A 16,171-nucleotide genomic window follows, 5' to 3' on the forward strand; every position below is an offset into this window, starting at 1 on the left:
TTGCGCCGCAGCAGCACGTTCGCCCGCCAGGTGCTGCTCGTCCGGGTGGGACGCCGCGACGGCGTCGCCGCCGCGGGCACCGACCTGACCTCGCCCGAGCACCGCTACCTCGACCGGCAGCGCCGCCGCTACGGCCTCGACCGCTACCAGCGCACCGAGGTCGAGTCGGTCGCGCCGGTCAGCCCGGCTGTGGGCCCCGCCGCCCCGGTCGACGACGCGGCGTCGATGTCGATCCCGCTGCTGCCCGGCGCGCGGACGACGGGCCGCCGGGTCAAGTTCGCGCTGGTCAACGCCTGCACCCTGGCCAGCCTCGTGCTCGGCATCAACGCCATCTTCGTGGCCATGCAGGGTCAGGTGCGCCTCGCCGCGCTCCTGCTGATCGCCTGCGTGGCGTTCGACGGGCTCGACGGCGCGCTCGCCCGCCGCTTCGGCGTGGCCAGCCCGTTCGGCGCGCAGATGGACTCGCTGGCCGACATGTGCTCCTTCGGCCTGGCCGCCCCCGTCGTGGTCTACGCCTCACTCGCCGGCGAGGCCCCGCGCGCCGCCGCCGCGGTCGCCGCCGCGCTCGTCGCCGCCTGCGCGGCGATCCGGCTCGCCCGGTTCAACGTCTCGCCGAAGGACGGCCGCTTCTTCTGCGGCGTGCCGACCACGATGGCCGCGGCCGTGCTGGCGCTGACCGTCGCCCTTGGCCTGCCGCTGCCCGGCCTCGTGCAGATCGCCGGGGTGGCGCTGCTCGCGTTCGCGATGGTCTCCAGCTTCCCCTACGCGAAGCTGGCCCGGCTGGTGAAGCTGCCGCCGTGGCTCTGGCTGGCCCCGGTGGTCGGCGCGCTTGTCGACATCCGGCTCACCTTCGCCCTGATCGTGGTGGGCTACCTGGTCAGCGGCCCGGTGCTCTGGCTGCACCAGCGCCGCACCGCCTGATCCGACGCTCGACGACGAAGGGGGCGCCGCGACCGCGGTGCCCCCTTCGTCGTGCCCGGCTCAGCGCCAGCGGGCGATGACCGTGGACCCGCCGACCACCCGGTCGCCCGGCCCGACCAGCGGGTCGGCGGCGTCGGCCGGCAGGTAGACGTCGGTGCGCGAGCCGAACCGGATCAGGCCGAACCGCTCACCCCGGGCCAGCAGCGAGCCGATCGGGGCCCGCTGCACGATGCGCCGGGCGATCAGCCCGGTGCGCTGCGCCACGACGACCGTCCCGTGGTCGGTGTCGAGCACCGTGTACGCCGCCACGTTGTGCTCGGCGTCCGGCTTCATGGCGTTGACGAACCCGCCGTCGGCGACGAAGTAGTCGACCACCTTGCCGGCCACCGGGGAGCGGTTGACGTGCACGTCCAGCACCGACAGGAACACCGCGACCCGCAGCCACTCGCCGTCGCCGAACCGCTCGTCGTGCAGCCGCTGCACCGACAGCACCTGACCGTCGGCGGCGGCCACGACGGCCGACTGGTCCTCGGGGACGTCCCGCTGCGGGTCCCGGAAGAACGCGGCCACCGGGACGGCGGCGAGGGCCGGCACCAGCCACAGCTTCGACTTGGGCCGGGCGAGGCGGGTCAGCGCGGCCAGGCCGAGGGTGATGCCGGCCGCCGCGACCCCGTTGGAGTCGATGTGCATGCCTCGGGTCAACGGAACGCTCGACGGCCGGTGGGCCGGGGCGAGGCGGGCGGCGACCGCCGCGTCGGCCGGGGTGAACCGGAGCCGGTGCACCCGCACCGGCGGGGGGTTGCGCAGCACCAGGTCGCTCCCGACGCCGTGCAGGGCTGCCTGCCGCTCCAGCTCGGCCGCCGCGCCGGCCGTCCGGGCCGGGGTCGCCGGCACAGCCACGGCGAGCACCGCGCCGTCGACAAGGTACTTCGCCAGGCCGTCGACGGTCGTGCGGGTCTCGTCGGCGGTGCCGGTGAGCGGCTCGGCGGCGATCACCACCTCGACGGCGTCGGCCTCGGCGAGGGAGTCCACCACGCGTACCCGGTCGGCGACCCAACTGCCCTGGGCGCTCACGTGCTCGCGCAGCGCGGCCGGCGTCGCCGATCCGGCGGGCACGACGGTGAGGACGTCGCCGGGCAGCAGGGCGTCGATCGCCGCGGCCAGGACCGCGGAGTCCGGGGTCGCGCCGACCACCAGGGCGGCCTTCGGGTCGTTGCGCCGGGCGAGCTCGGTGACGAGGGTACGGGCGGCACGCTCGCCGATGCGGACCGGACCGGGCCGGCCGGAGGTGCGCACGGCGGGGGACTGGGTCATGTCGGACGGGCTCCTGACGGGGTAGAGACGGCAATCGCGGCGGGATCGCCACGGCGAACCGGTCGGGGTCGACCGCGGACGGGCCCGACGACCGGGCGGCGGGCCGGGGGCGGGGCCCCGCGACGCGGCCCGGTCGTCGACGGCCCGGCGGCTCGTTACGGGCGAGGCCCGCGGCGTGGACCGGCCGGCGGAGGCGAGATCTCCACGGCCAGCATATGCGCCCTCCGCCGGGAGCCGCACCGCAGCGGTCAACCGCCGGCCCGCTCGTCCCCACGGGGTGTCCCGCCGCCGCTGACCGGCCGGTCCTCGACCGCCTCGGGCAGGTCGTCGGTGACGGCGGCGGTCGGCCACTCGTCGGTCCGCCCGACGCCCGGCTCCTCGGCCTCGGCCCCGACGTCGGCCTGCTGCGGGTCGGCCTGCTGCGGGTCGGCCTGCGGTTGGTCGGCCTGCGGCTGGTCGGCCGCCCGGTTGCCCCGGCCGGAGCGCAGCGCGCCGACCAGCCCCAGCACGCCGATCAGGAGCAGCCCGCCGGCCAGGAACCAGCCGACCGGGGGGAGGGCCAGGCCGAGCAGCTGGGCGAGCAGCCACCAGGCGGCCAGCGCGACGAAGAACAGCCCGAAGCCGAGCGATACGACGTCGGTGCGGTGCGCCTTCACCGGGTCACCTCCAGGTCTCCGGCGTTGACGTGGACGTAGAGGCGCAGCTTCCCGCCGCCGGGGCCGTCCGCGCCGAGGTCGGTGACCTCCCGGAGCCGGCCGTCCAGCGCGCCGGAACGGTTGCCGAAGATGGTCGCGTCCCCGGCGTTGACGTCGGCGGTCGTGGTGACGTCGACGTCGGGCGGCACCACGACGGTCGCCTTGCCGAAGTTGATCGCGACGGTGATCTGGGTCTCCTGCTTGTCGAAGTCGATGGCGCGCAGGTCCAGCACGGCGTCGCCGAAGTTGTTCTCGTAGCGGTCGGCCAGGTCGCGGCGGTCCGTGGGGGCCCAGGTGACGTCCCCGTCCACGCCCCGGACCCGGTCGTAGGACTCGGCGACGGTGGCGACGCCGAGCGCCGCCGCGGTGACCAGCCCGAGCGCGATCAGCCACCGCGCCCGGCCGAACCAGGCGCCGACGAGCAGCCCGAGCCCGATGGTCGCCAGGGCCGCGGCGAAGTACGCCGCCGCACCCACCTCGACCACGTCCAGCAGGTCGAGCACGGCCACCACGCCCAGCGCCAGGAAGATCAGCGAGAACGTCACGGCACCCAGCGGGGACCGTTCCCGGGGCCGCTTCGGCGGCTTGGCCGGCGGGTACGGCGCGGCCGGGGCCGGTTGCGGCCCTTGGGCGTACGGGCCGTGCGGGGCGAACGGCGGCCGGTAGCCGGACGGCGCGGGCGGGGTGACCGGCGGGTAGGCGACCGGAGCGGGTGGGCCGGCCGACGGGGCGGGCGTGGGCGGCCAGGCCGGCAGCTCGGCGGTGGCCCCGCCCCGGGGCGGGGGCGGCGCGACCCACCGGGGGCCGGGCTGCCCGGGGACGGCCGCCCCGAACGGCTGCCCCAGGGCGACCCCGAACGGCTGCCCCCCGAGCGGTGCCGTGGCCGGCTGACCGGGAGCGCCGGGGCCGGCCGGCGGCGTGCCGGGGGTGGCCTGCGGGCCGGTGGGCGGGGTGAACAGGCCCGGCGCGGGCGGGACGACCGGGCCTCGCGTGGGCCAGGCGACCGGCGGGGCCGACCCCGGCCCGCCGGCGGGCGTCGGAGCGTGGCCCGCGCCCCGGCCCGCCGTGGCGTGGTCGCGGTTGAGCAGCAGCGCGCCGCCGATCAGGATGGCCGCGCCGAGCAGCACCGCCCGGAACGCGTCGGTGACGATGTAGCCGAAGCTCACCGCGACCAGGATGCTCAGCACGATCACGGTGACCGGGGACATGCTGGACCGGCCCCGGCCGAGCATCGACTCGACCGGGGAGGCGGTGTCGCCCTCGCCGGGGATGATCAGCCAGGCCGTGACGTACACCAGGATGCCGATGCCGCCGAAGAAGCCCAGCACCGCCAGCAGCACCCGCCAGAGCACCGGGTCGGTGTTGGTGGCCCGGCCGATCGCCGCGCAGACACCGGCCAGGTAGCGACCCTCGCGCGGCCGGATGAGCCCGTACCGGGAGGTGAAGCCGGCGCCCTCGGGCGGCGGGGGCGGCGGGGCCGCGTACCCCCCGGGTGGTGGGCCGCCCGCCCCCGGACCGTCGCCCCCGGGCGGTGGCGGTGGCGGTGGGGGTGGCGCGGCCGGGCCCGGCCTCTCCGGCGGCGGCGCGCCCCCGGCGTCCCGGCCGGCCTGCCCGGGTGTGCCCGGCGCGTCGGGCGTCGCCGGGCCGAAGGCGGTCGGCGCGGCCCAGGCGGCGGGGGTGGCGGGGGCCGCCGGGGCCGGCGGCGGGGGCGGTGGTGGCCCGCCCGGCGGTGCCGTCCCGGGGCGGGGCGGCGGGGCAGCTTCCTCGGTCATGCCTCGATCCTGCTGCGCGGGCCGGCGAGAGACCTCCGGAACCGACCCTGACCCCACCCTGAGATCCGGCGGGCCGGGATGTCCGGGCGTTCCCCGTGGTCTGCGGCCGGCGTGGCGTGTGACGATCGGATCGGCGACGTCGACCCGGCGTGCGCCCGCGCCCGCGCCGCACGCCCGGGGCGCGCCCCGCCCGAGCAGGGAGCCTGCGATCAGCGCTGTGACCCAGCCGCCCCGCCTCTACCGGGCGCCCGAGCACCGGATGGCCGCCGGCGTCGCCGCCGGCATCGCCGACCACCTCGGCATCTCGGTGGTCCGGGTGCGGATCGCGTTCATGGTGCTGCTCGGCCTCAGCGGGCTCGGGTTGCTGCTCTACGCCGCGTTCTGGGCGGTGGTCCCGCTGCGGCCCGGTGACGCGGCCGTCCCGGCCCGTCGTGATCTCGGCCAGCTCCTGCCGTTCGTGGCGATCGGGCTGGTGGTGCTGGTGCTCCAGACGGTGCTCTTCGGCTCCGTCGGGGCGGCGGGCACCGCCGGCTGGCTGGTCGCGATCATCGCGGTGGGGGCCGGGGTGATCTGGCACCAGTCCGCGCCGGAGCGGCGTCGGCAGTGGGACGAGCGGATGCCGGTGCCCTGGCTCGGCGCGGTGATCGAGGAGAACGACCGGCGCGCGTTCGTGCTGCGGTTCATCGGCGGCGGGGTGCTGGTCGCGGTCGGCATCATCGGCGTCGCGGCGGTCTACTCGCCCGCGCAGAACTTCGACGCGGTGGTCAACGGCGTCATCTTCGCGCTGGTGGGGCTGGCCGGGGTGGGGGTGGTGGCGGCCCCGGTGCTCTGGCGGACCTACAACCAGCTCCGTTCGGAGCGCGAGGGGCGCATCCGCGAGCAGGAGCGGGCGGAGCTGGCCGCCATGGTGCACGACCAGGTGCTGCACACCCTCGCGTTGATCCAGCGCAACGCCGCCGACACCACGACGGTGCAGCGGCTCGCGCGCGGGCAGGAACGGTCGCTGCGCAACTGGCTCTACAAGCCGACCGCCTCGCCGACGGAGCGGTTCGCCGCGGCCCTGGAGCAGGCGGCGGCCGAGGTCGAGGACACCTTCGCCATCACGGTGGAGACGGTGGTGGTGGGCGACCGGGGCACCGACGAGCGGGTCGGCGCGCTGGTGGCGGCGGCCCGCGAGGCGCTGGTGAACGCGGCCCGGCACGCCGGGGTGCGGACGGTCTCGCTGTACGCCGAGGTCGAACCGGAGCAGGTGAGCGTCTTCGTCCGGGACCGGGGCAAGGGCTTCGACCCGGATACGGTGGAGGACCACCGGCACGGGGTCCGGGGGTCGATCGTCGGGCGCATGAGGCGGCACGGCGGCCGGGCGGAGATCCGCTCCGAGCCGGGTGAGGGGACGGAGGTCCGGTTGATCCTGCCGATCTCCCGCGACCAGTCCACGGCGGAAAGGGACAGATGACCATGGCGGAGCAGCCGACCGGACCGGTCGAGGGCGGGGCGGGCGCGCCTGCGCGCCTGCGCGTCTTCCTCGTCGACGACCACGCCATGTTCCGTGCCGGGGTCCGCGCCGAGTTGGGCGTCCACGTCGACGTGGTGGGCGAGGCCGGCACGGTGGCCGAGGCGGTCGCCCGGATCGCCGCCAGCACGCCCGACGTGGTGCTGCTGGACGTGCACATGCCCGACGGCGGCGGCCGGGCGGTGCTGGAGGCGATGCGCCGCAGCCACCCGCAGGTGCGCTTCCTGGCGCTGAGCGTGTCCGACGCCGCCGAGGACGTGATCGGCCTGATCCGGGCCGGCGCCCGGGGCTACGTCACCAAGACGATCTCCCCGGACGAGCTGGCCGGGGCGATCCGTCGGGTGGCCGACGGGGACGCCGTGTTCAGCCCCCGGCTGGCCGGGTTCGTGCTGGACGCGTTCGCCGCCCGGCCGGACGCCCCGGTGGCCGATCCGGAGCTGGACCAGCTCACCAACCGGGAGCGCGAGGTGCTCCGCCTGCTCGCCCGGGGGTACGCGTACAAGGAGATCGCCAAGGAGCTCTACATCTCGATCAAGACGGTCGAGACGCACGTGTCGAACGTCCTGCGCAAGCTCCAGATGTCCAATCGGTACGAATTGTCGCGCTGGGCTGCGGACCGCCGACTGGTGTGATCCACTCCTTGTCCCGGCCGGCCCCGACGGTGATCCCGGGTGCCGGCCGACGTGACGCAGCGTAACTGTGAGTCTGGTCATTCCCGTCGCATCCCCCGCTCGGTCCGTGCTGCTCACCGGGTGGCCGAAGGCCGCCTCGCCCGGACGGGCAGACCGTGTCGCTGCCCGTCCCGATCCCCCGCGCCCGCGCCGCGGGCGCGGGGAAGCTCACAGGCCGGTCACGGGCGTTGGGCGGAGCGCAAAAAGGGGTTGTATGTTGGCTGTTCAGCGGGGCGCGGCCGACTTGTTTCAAGATCATTTCTCAAGTATCGGCCGCACTGCGGGCAACTAACGGCTTGATAACGGCACCTTCACGTAACGGGCCGGTAGGTGTCACAGTTGCAGCACCTCACCCCCGGTGTGAGGCACCCAGGCACGGTCGCGCGGCCACGGATGCGGCGAGAAGTCACGGTTCGTGGTCGTCGATTCCTGCGCGGGGGCCGAATCCGGTACGGTGCGGCAGCCCGGCGGATCGGTACATCAGGGGTGTCCCGATTTCCTGCGGTAACCGGCGGTCGGTGGTTGTGACCGCCGGCGGTGTCACCCCCCATGCGTGCGTGAAACCCACGACGGAACAGGTTAGAAAGAGGAGGCCCCTCGGAATGAGAGTCTCGAAGCGGGCGAGTGGCGCGATCGCGCTGGGCGCGGCTTTCGCGCTCGTCGCGTCCGGCTGCTCCAGCAGCGACGGAGAGGGTGGCGACGCCACCAGCGCGGACGGCGCGATCACGGTCGACGGCACCGAGCCGGAGAACCCGCTGGTTCCGTCGAACACCACCGAGACCGGTGGCGGCAAGATCATCGACTGGATGTGGACCGGTCTGGTCGAGTACCCCAACAACGGTGGTGCCCCGCAGAACGCCCTGGCCGAGTCGATCGAGACGACCGACTCCAAGGTCTACAAGATCAAGATCAAGCAGGACACGAAGTTCCACGACGGCACCGTCGTGAAGGCCAAGAACTTCGTGGACGCCTGGAACTGGGGCGCCTACTCGCCGAACGGCGCGCAGAACTCCAGCTTCTTCGCCGACATCGAGGGCTTCGCCGACGTCAACACGGCGGACCCGGACGGCCCCGAGGGCCCGCAGAAGGCCCCGGAGCCGAAGGCCAAGGAGATGTCCGGCCTCAAGGTCGTCGACGACTGGAACTTCGAGGTCACGCTCGCCGCGCCGACCGCCGTGTTCCCGACCAAGCTCGGCTACAGCACCTTCATGCCGCTGCCGGACGCGTTCTTCTCGGGCAGCGCCGAGGAGTTCGGCAAGAAGCCGATCGGCAACGGGCCGGTCAAGTTCGTGTCCTGGGAGAACAACGTCCAGATCAAGCTGACGCGGTTCGACGACTACCAGCTGCGCGACAAGATGAAGATCAAGGACGTCACCATCAAGATGTACCAGGACGACACGGCCGCGTACAGCGACCTGGTCTCCGGGAACCTCGACTTCATGCAGCAGGTGCCGGTGTCCGCCATCGCGGGCGACAAGTGGAAGTCGGACCTGGGTGAGCGGGCCATCTCGTCGACCACCCCGTCGACCGGCATCATCGCCTTCCCGATCTACGACAAGCGCTTCCAGAACCCGAAGCTGCGTCGCGCCATCTCGCTGTCGATCAACCGGCAGGAGATCACCGACAAGATCTTCTTCGGTAGCCGGAAGCCGGCCGACAGCTGGGCCAACCCGCTGACCCCGGGCGCGGCGCCGGGCAACTGCACCGCGTGCCAGTTCAACGTGGACGAGGCCAAGAAGCTGCTCGCCGAGGCCGGCGGCTTCACGGGCGAGCTGGTCATGTACTACAACGCCGACGCCAGCCACAAGGAGTGGATGGAGGCCGTCGCGCAGCAGGTCAAGACCAACCTCGGCATCAACGCCCGCGCCGAGGGCGTGCCGACCTTCGCGGTGTTCCGCCAGAACATCAACGCCCACAAGATGAAGGGCGCCTACCGCGCCGGCTGGCAGCAGGACTACCCCGACGTGGAGAACTGGGTCAACCCGCTCTACGTGACCGGTGGCTCGTCCAACGACGGTATGTACAGCAACAAGCAGGTCGACGCCCTGGCCAAGGAGGCCAGCGCGGCACCGAGCCTCGACGCCTCGCACGCCAAGTTCGCCGAGGCCGTCAAGCTCATCGACCAGGACGTTCCGTCGATGCCGATCTACTTCGGTGGCCAGCAGTCCGGCCACTCGGAGAAGGTCAAGAAGATGGAGCTGAGCAACGTCGGCGAACTCGACATCACCTCGGTCGAGCTCTGATCCGTTCGGTCTGACCCCGGGTCGGGCTCACCTACCGGTGGGTCCGGCCCGGGGCCGTTCCGCGAGGAGTGCACAACACTCCCCGCCACGTTGACGTCACCCCGTGTCGGCGGTCGTCCGACGCGCCCCCTGTCAGGAGGACCCCCATGGGCCGTTATCTGTTGAGACGGCTACTGCAACTCGTCCCGGTCTTCATCGGTACGACGTTCCTGATCTACTGGCTCGTCTGGTCCGTGCCGGGCGACCCGTTCGCCGGCAAGTGCGGCGACCGCCGGTGCCCGGACTCGTACATCAACTTCATGACCGAGAAGTACCAGCTCGACGAGTCGATCTGGGTGCAGTACGCCACCTACATGAAGAACCTGTTCCAGGGGGACTTCGGCATCACGTTCAACAACCGCGAGGTCGGCGACATCATCGCCACCGCGTACCCGAACACGCTGAAGCTCGCCGTGGTGGCCCTGGCGATCGAGGCGATCATCGGCCTGACCGCCGGTGTCCTGACCGGCCTGCGGCGCAACGGTTTCTTCGACAACCTGGTCCTCGTCTCCACGCTCTTCCTGATCGCGCTGCCGGTCTTCGTCGTCGGCTTCGTGCTCCAGTGGCTGCTCGGCGTCAAGTGGGGCATCGTCCACCCGACGGTCTCCAGCGAGATGCGGCTGACCGAGCTGCTCCTGCCCGGCTTCGTCCTCGGCAGCGCGTCCACGGCGTACGTCGCCCGCGTGGCCCGCACCAGCATCGCGGAGAACCGGCGCGCCGACTACGTCCGCACCGCCATCGCCAAGGGCCTGCCGATGCGGCGCGTCGTCGGCGTCCACCTGCTGCGCAACTCGCTGATCCCGGTCGTCACCCTGCTCGGCACCGACCTGGGCGCGCTCATGGGCGGCGCCATCGTCACCGAGGGCATCTTCGGCATCAACGGCATCGGCCGCGCCGTGCTCCGGGCGATCGTCACGAAGGAGAGCGCTACCGTTGTCTCCATCGTGGTGGTCCTGGTGCTCGTCTACCTCCTGATGAACCTGCTGGTGGACCTGCTCTACGCCGCTCTCGACCCGAGGATCCGCTATGAGTGAGCAGCGTCGCGAACGAGTCAAGAACGCAGCGTGCCGGGGCCACCGTGCCGGCACCGAGCGCAGCGAGGTGGCGGCATGAGTGACCCCAGCACCGCATCGATCGTCTCGACCCCGCCGGCGACCATGCCCACCGAGGCGGGCTCCGGCGCGCCCGTCGACGCCGGCCTGCCCGAGAACGCCCGCAAGGAGAAGCCGCGCGGCCTGCTCGGCGACGCCTGGCGCGACCTGCGCCGCAAGCCGCTGTTCTGGATCTCCGCGGCCCTCATCGTGGTCTTCGTGCTGATGGCGGCCTTCCCGTCGCTGTTCACCTCCGGCGACGCGGTCAACGGCGCGCTGTCCCGCAGCCGGGTCGAGCCGTCCACCGACGCCTGGTTCGGCTACGACGTGCAGGGCCGTGACGTCTACGCCCGGGTCATCTACGGCGCCCGCGCCTCGATCGTGGTGGCCCTGATCTCCACCATCGGCACGCTGCTGATCGGCGGCGCGGTCGGCATGATCGCCGGCTACGCCGGCGGCTGGGTCGACGCCCTGCTGTCCCGCTTCGCCGACATCTTCTTCGGCCTGCCCTTCGTGCTCGGCGCGATCGTCATCCTGACCACCTTCAACGGGGCCGGGTCGAGCAACAACGAGTGGCAGATCATGGGCCTGGTCATCATGTCCCTGGTCGTGCTGAGCTGGCCGGTCGTGATGCGGCTGATGCGCTCCTCGGTGCTGGCCACCAAGGAGGCCGACTACATCGTCGCGGCCCGGGCGCTGGGCGCCGGCCACGGCCGGATCATCCTCAAGCACCTGCTGCCGAACTGCCTCGCCCCGCTGCTGGTCTACGGCACGATCATGGTCGGGTCGTTCATCGGCGCGGAGGCCACGCTGTCGTTCCTGGGCATCGGCCTGAAGACCCCGGTGGTCTCCTGGGGCATCATGATCAGTGAGGCGCAGAACTACATCCGGGTCTCGCCCTTCCTGCTCTTCTTCCCCTCCGCGTTCCTCGTCACCGCCGTGCTGAGCTTCGTGATGCTCGGTGAGGCGGTCCGCGAGGCCCTCGATCCGAAACTGCGCTAGGGGAGATTGAGTTGTCCGACATTCTCGTGTCCGAGCAGTCCAAGCCGGGTGCCGCCGGATCCGGCCGCCCCTCGGGTCGCCTCCTGGAGGTCGAGGACCTGCGGGTCGAGTTCCGCACCCGCGACGGCGTCGCCAAGGTCATCAACGGCGTCACCTATCACGTCGACGCGGGGGAGACCCTCGCCGTGCTCGGCGAGTCCGGCTCCGGCAAGAGCGTCACCGCGCAGACCATCATGGGCATCCTCGACACGCCGCCCGGCTTCGTCACCGGCGGCCAGGTGCGCTTCCACGGCAAGGACATGCTCACCATGTCCGCCGAGGAGCGCCGCCGCATCCGCGGCGAGGGCATCGCGATGATCTTCCAGGACGCGCTCTCCGCCCTGAACCCCGTCTTCACCGTCGGATTCCAGATCGCCGAGCAGTTCCGCGTCCGGCGCGGCCTCAGCCGCGCCGACGCCAAGAAGCGCGCGATCGAGATGCTCGACCAGGTCAAGATCCCGAACGCCAAGGGCCGGTTCAGCAACTACCCGCACCAGTTCTCCGGCGGCATGCGGCAGCGCGCGATGATCGCGATGTCGCTGGCGCTCGACCCCGAGGTGCTGATCGCCGACGAGCCCACCACCGCGCTCGACGTGACCGTGCAGGCCCAGATCATGGACCTGCTCGCCGAGCTCCAGCGCGAGCGGCAGATGGGCATGATCCTGATCACCCACGACCTCGGCGTGGTCGCCGACGTCGCGGACCGGATCGCGGTCATGTACGCGGGCCGGATCGTCGAGGAAGCCAACGTCTACGACCTGTACGCCAAGCCGGCGCACCCGTACACCATCGGTCTGATCGACTCGATCCCGCGGATGGACGAGCGGGGGCAGCAGCTCCGCACCATCAAGGGCCTGCCGCCGAACCTGATGAACATCCCGCCGGGCTGCCCGTTCAACCCGCGCTGCCCCATGGCGCAGCCGGTCTGCCGGGAGACGCTGCCGCCGCTGCTGCAGATCGGCGCCGACCGCGCCAGCGCCTGCCACTTCGCTGAGGATCTGGTGAACCGTGACTGAGAACATCCTCGAAGTCCGTGACCTGGTCAAGCACTACCCCGTCACCCGCGGCGTGGTGTTCAAGAAGACCATCGGGCACGTCAAGGCCGTCGACGGGGTGTCGCTGGAGCTCAAGGCCGGCGAGACGCTCGGCGTGGTCGGCGAGTCCGGCTGCGGCAAGTCCACGCTGGCCCGGGTGCTGATGAACCTGGAGCGGCCGACCGCCGGCAGCGTCAACTACAAGGGCCAGGACATCTCCAAGCTCTCCGGCGGCGCCCTGCGCCGGCTGCGCCGCCAGATCCAGCTGGTCATGCAGGACCCGTACACCTCGCTGAACCCGCGGATGACGGTCGGCGACCTGATCGGCGAGCCGTTCGAGATCCACCCCGAGGTGGCCCCGAAGGGCAGCCGGCGAGACAAGGTCAAGGAACTGCTCGACCTCGTCGGCCTGAACCCGGAGCACATCAACCGGTACCCGCACCAGTTCTCCGGCGGCCAGCGGCAGCGCATCGGCATCGCCCGGGCCCTCGCCCTGCGGCCGGAGATCATCATCTGCGACGAGCCGGTGTCGGCCCTGGACGTGTCCATCCAGGCCCAGGTGATGAACCTGCTGGAGAAGCTCCAGGCCGAGCTCGGCCTGTCGTACGTCTTCATCGCCCACGACCTGTCGGTGGTCCGGCACCTGTCGGACCGGGTCGCGGTCATGTACCTCGGCAAGATCGTCGAGATCGGCACCGAGGACGAGATCTACGAGCGCCCCACCCACCCGTACACGCAGGCGCTGCTGTCGGCGGTGCCGGTGCCGGACCCGACGCTGCGCGACCAGAAGGCGATCATCCGGCTCACCGGCGACGTGCCGTCGCCCGTCAGCCCGCCCTCGGGCTGCCGGTTCCGCACCCGGTGCTGGAAGGCGCAGGACGTCTGCGCCGAGCAGGTCCCGCTGCTGGAGATCCGCTCCGGCTCGGACCACCCGAGCGCCTGCCACTTCGCCGAGAAGCGCGAGATCGTGGCCAGTCACGAGGCGTGAGCCTCCCCGGTTGACCGACCGGTCCCGGCCCACCTGCCGGGCCTTCGGCCGGCCTGTGACATCCGACCGCCTGCCGGCGTCCCCGCGACGCCGGCAGGCGGTTCTTGCTACAGCGGGCCGCGGCCGGCGCGGAGCAGCAGCAGGGCCAACTGGGTGCCGTCAGCCCCCAGTGCCTGCCGGAACCGCTCCAGGATCTCGCGTTCCCGCGACAGCACCAGCCGGGTGCCCCCGGAGGCCATCCGGGTCGCGCCGACCTCCTGCGACAGGGCGGCCCGTTCCTGCCACAGCGCGATCAACGTGCTGTCGATCTCGTCGATCCGCTCCCGGATGGCGACGATCCGCTCCGCCGCCACCGAGTCGTCGGTGCCGGTCCGGGTCGGCCCGGCGGCCGACGACGCCGGCTCGCCCCGCCCGCCGCCCGTGTTGCCCGCCTTGCCGGCGGGGACCGGGCCGCCGTTGCCGCCGCCCACGTTGCCGGCCTTGCCGGCGCTGGCCGGGTTTCCGCCGCCGGCGGCACCCGCGTTCGGGTTGCCGGGGCCGGTGCCACCGCCGGGGAGGCCGCCGCCCGCGTTCCCGCTACCCGTGCCGCCGCTGCCGGCGTTGGCCTGGACGCCGCCGCCCTGGTCACCCTGCGGGCGGGACCGCGCCAAGCTGCCGTTCTGCTCCATCACGTCTGCCATCATCGCCGTACCCCTCGGACGTCGGGCCCGGTGCCCGGATCCCGGGACGGAAAAGCCCCGGGCTCTCCAGAGCCCGGGGCTTTCGTAGGTCTGATCTGATCAGGCGCGACCCACGGCTGCCGGACTCCCGGTGCCGTAGTAAAAGTAGAAGCGCTGACCGAACACGCCGTCGAGTATGCCGACTGCCCGGCCACCTGCGCAAGCACTGCCGCCGCCCACCATCCGGGCGGGCAGTGTGAGAAGGGGCCCCTTCTCGACCGTATGCGTTAACAAGGGGCCCCTCCTTACCACCAGCTCAGCCGAGGCGGGTGATGCGGTTCGCCGGGCCCGGGGCGACCGGGTCGCCCGCGCCCACGTACGCCACCAGCGCGTCGACGTCGAAGCCGGGGGCGGTGGTGCGGCCGGTGCCGCCCTTCAGCTCCGTGAAGCCGTCGCCGCCGTTGGCCAGGAAGTCGTTCGTGGTGACCTGGTAGCTGGCCGCCGGGTCGATCGGGGTCCCGTTCAGCGCCAGGGCGCTCACCCGAGAGCCCGCCGGGGCGGTGCTGTCGTACGAGTAGGTGAGCCCGGCCGACACCTGGAGGATCCGCTGGGTGGTCTGCCCGTTGAAGCCCACAAACTGCTGCTCCAGCACGTTCTTGAGCTGTGCCCCGGTAAAGGTCTGGGTGACCACGAGGTTGTTGAACGGCTGCACCGCGAACGCCTCGCCGTAGGTCACCTCGCCCGGCGCCTCGCCGCCGGCCGACGCCCCGTACGACATGGAGGCCCGCACGCCGCCCGGGTTCATCAGCGCGATCTGCGCCCCGTTGCTCTTCGTGTACGCGAGCTGCGCGTCGGCGATCACGTCACCGAGCGGGCTCTCTCCGTTGGGCAGGGCGTCGCGGACGATGTCGGCGCTGATCTTGCCGACCACCTTGTTGGCGATCGGGGCGACCGCCGTGCGGTACTTGTCGGCCAGCGCCTTCGCGCCCGCGTCCACCAGGTCGGGGTTGCGGGCGTACACGCCGGGGCTGGTCTGCTGCCAGGTGCCGTCGGCGTTGCGGACGCCGTTCTCGACGATGACGTTGCGGGCCGAGATCCCGGTGAACCGGCCGGTGCGCCGGTTGAGGGAGTAGTCGACGTCGGTGATCAGCTGGCCGTTGTTGCCGGCGCTGGTGACCACGCTGGGCTGGCCGGAGGAGTTCGGCAGCGAGCAGGAGTAGAACCGGTGGGTGTGGCCGGAGACGACCAGGCCGAACTCGGGCCGCAGGCCCTTGACGATGTCGACGATCGGGCCGGAGAAGTTGGCGCAGTCGGAGACGCCGGGGGTGCTCGGCGGCGGGGACTGCGCGCCGCCCTCGTGCACCAGCAGCACCATGGCCTTCACACCGAACAGCTTGAGCAGGCCGCCCCACTTGTTGGCGGTCTCCACCTCGTCGGCGAAGGTGACGCCGGTGATGCCGGCCGGGTTGACGATGCCGGGGGTGCCCTCCAGGGTGACCCCGACGAAGCCGACGGGCACGCCGCCGACGAACTTGACGTCGACCGGGGGCAGGATCGGCAGCTTGGTCTTCTTGCTGATGGTGTTGGCGGCGAGGTAGGTGAACTTCGCGCCCTTGAAGCCGTCGCCGTCCTGGCAGCCGTCGACCGGGTGGCAGCCGCCCTTGTTGAGCCGGATCAGCTCGTCGACGCCCTCGTCGAACTCGTGGTTGCCGACCGAGCTGATCTCCAGCCCGATCTTGTCCATCAGCTCGATCGTCGGCTCGTCGTGGAACGCGGCGCTGACCAGCGGGGTCGCCCCGACCAGGTCGCCAGCGCCGACGGTGGTGCTGGTCCGCCCCTCGGCCTTGGCCTCGGCGCGCAGCTTCTTGAGCCAGGTGGCGAGGTATTCCACGCCGCCGGCCGGGGTGCCGTTGACCACGGCGCCGCTGCCCGCCGGCGGGTCGATCGCGCCGTGGAAGTCGTTGTAGCTGAGGAAGTTGCCCTTGACCTCGCCGCCGGGGGGCTTGGCGTAGGAGACCGAGACCGGGGCGAGCGCCGCCCAGGGGTCGGCGGCCGGGGCCGGCGCGGGCCGCGTGGCGGCCGGCAGCGTGGCGACGACAGCCAGTGCGAGGGCCGGCGCGGCGAGGTGACGCAGCACCGCCCGACCGCGCGAGCGCGGTTGACTCATGGTTTTTCTCCCAAAATCGTGTA

Annotated in this window: 12 protein-coding genes and 1 pseudogene; 8 read left to right on the forward strand and 5 right to left on the reverse strand. The window is 72.4% G+C overall.

Features of this window, described 5'->3' with window-relative positions; translation table 11 throughout:
- Positions 1-921, forward strand: coding sequence for a CDP-alcohol phosphatidyltransferase family protein (locus HDA31_RS02790; RefSeq protein ID WP_178066393.1), 921 nt, complete (start codon positions 1-3; stop codon positions 919-921).
- Positions 922-981: 60 nt separating this feature from the next.
- Here the strand turns inward: HDA31_RS02790 and HDA31_RS02795 are convergent, their stop codons facing one another.
- From HDA31_RS02795 to HDA31_RS02805, 3 genes and pseudogenes are all read right to left on the reverse strand, one after another.
- Positions 982-2,235, reverse strand: coding sequence for a phosphatidylserine decarboxylase (locus tag HDA31_RS02795; protein WP_178066392.1), 1,254 nt, complete (start codon positions 2,233-2,235; stop codon positions 982-984).
- Positions 2,236-2,678: 443 nt separating this feature from the next.
- Positions 2,679-2,891: pseudogene (locus tag HDA31_RS32855) on the reverse strand (hypothetical protein); the annotation flags it as partial.
- A complete protein-coding gene (locus HDA31_RS02805; protein ID WP_221486544.1) occupies positions 2,888-4,702 on the reverse strand; it encodes a PspC domain-containing protein in 1,815 nt (604 codons plus the stop codon). The gene HDA31_RS02805 and the pseudogene HDA31_RS32855, both read right to left, overlap by 4 nt.
- 217 nt (positions 4,703-4,919) lie before the next feature.
- On the opposite strand from HDA31_RS02805, the gene HDA31_RS02810 reads away from it, so the two are divergent.
- From HDA31_RS02810 to HDA31_RS02840, 7 genes are all read left to right on the forward strand, one after another.
- On the forward strand, positions 4,920-6,158 hold the full coding sequence (locus tag HDA31_RS02810; RefSeq protein WP_178066391.1) for an ATP-binding protein: 1,239 nt from the start codon (positions 4,920-4,922) through the stop codon (positions 6,156-6,158).
- 2 nt (positions 6,159-6,160) lie between these two features.
- Entirely contained in the window at positions 6,161-6,847 is a 687-nt protein-coding gene (locus HDA31_RS02815; protein WP_178066390.1) for a response regulator, read from the forward strand.
- Positions 6,848-7,488: 641 nt separating this feature from the next.
- On the forward strand, positions 7,489-9,129 hold the full coding sequence (locus tag HDA31_RS02820) for a peptide ABC transporter substrate-binding protein (protein ID WP_178066389.1): 1,641 nt from the start codon (positions 7,489-7,491) through the stop codon (positions 9,127-9,129).
- A gap of 146 nt (positions 9,130-9,275) precedes the next feature.
- On the forward strand, positions 9,276-10,202 hold the full coding sequence (locus HDA31_RS02825) for an ABC transporter permease (protein ID WP_074472592.1): 927 nt from the start codon (positions 9,276-9,278) through the stop codon (positions 10,200-10,202).
- Between the two features lie 75 nt (positions 10,203-10,277).
- Positions 10,278-11,261, forward strand: a complete 984-nt coding sequence (locus HDA31_RS02830; protein WP_178066388.1) for an ABC transporter permease — start codon at positions 10,278-10,280, stop codon at positions 11,259-11,261.
- 26 nt (positions 11,262-11,287) lie between these two features.
- Positions 11,288-12,316: an ABC transporter ATP-binding protein gene (locus tag HDA31_RS02835; protein ID WP_178067816.1), complete on the forward strand. Its 1,029-nt coding sequence runs from the start codon at positions 11,288-11,290 to the stop codon at positions 12,314-12,316.
- A complete protein-coding gene (locus tag HDA31_RS02840; protein ID WP_178066387.1) occupies positions 12,309-13,322 on the forward strand; it encodes an ABC transporter ATP-binding protein in 1,014 nt (337 codons plus the stop codon). The genes HDA31_RS02835 and HDA31_RS02840 overlap by 8 nt, the downstream gene beginning before the upstream one ends.
- Positions 13,323-13,429: 107 nt before the next feature.
- Here HDA31_RS02840 and HDA31_RS02845 read toward each other — a convergent pair whose 3' ends face one another.
- Positions 13,430-13,792: a chorismate mutase gene (locus HDA31_RS02845; RefSeq protein WP_074472852.1), complete on the reverse strand. Its 363-nt coding sequence runs from the start codon at positions 13,790-13,792 to the stop codon at positions 13,430-13,432.
- Between the two features lie 505 nt (positions 13,793-14,297).
- Positions 14,298-16,148 (reverse strand): bifunctional metallophosphatase/5'-nucleotidase, encoded by a 1,851-nt coding sequence (locus HDA31_RS02850; RefSeq protein WP_178066386.1) that lies wholly within the window; start codon positions 16,146-16,148, stop codon positions 14,298-14,300.
- Between the last annotated feature and the right edge of the window lie 23 nt (positions 16,149-16,171).

Source organism: Micromonospora carbonacea, from assembly GCF_014205165.1.
Taxonomy (GTDB): domain Bacteria; phylum Actinomycetota; class Actinomycetes; order Mycobacteriales; family Micromonosporaceae; genus Micromonospora; species Micromonospora carbonacea.

Coding starts and splice junctions, on each gene's coding strand:
- HDA31_RS02795 (WP_178066392.1), bottom strand. CDS start 2,235: ATGACCCAGTCCCCCGCCGTGCGCACCTCCGGCCGGCCCGGTCCGGTC.
- HDA31_RS02805 (WP_221486544.1), bottom strand. CDS start 4,702: ATGACCGAGGAAGCTGCCCCGCCGCCCCGCCCCGGGACGGCACCGCCG.
- HDA31_RS02815 (WP_178066390.1), top strand. CDS start 6,161: ATGGCGGAGCAGCCGACCGGACCGGTCGAGGGCGGGGCGGGCGCGCCT.
- HDA31_RS02820 (WP_178066389.1), top strand. CDS start 7,489: ATGAGAGTCTCGAAGCGGGCGAGTGGCGCGATCGCGCTGGGCGCGGCT.
- HDA31_RS02825 (WP_074472592.1), top strand. CDS start 9,276: ATGGGCCGTTATCTGTTGAGACGGCTACTGCAACTCGTCCCGGTCTTC.
- HDA31_RS02830 (WP_178066388.1), top strand. CDS start 10,278: ATGAGTGACCCCAGCACCGCATCGATCGTCTCGACCCCGCCGGCGACC.
- HDA31_RS02850 (WP_178066386.1), bottom strand. CDS start 16,148: ATGAGTCAACCGCGCTCGCGCGGTCGGGCGGTGCTGCGTCACCTCGCC.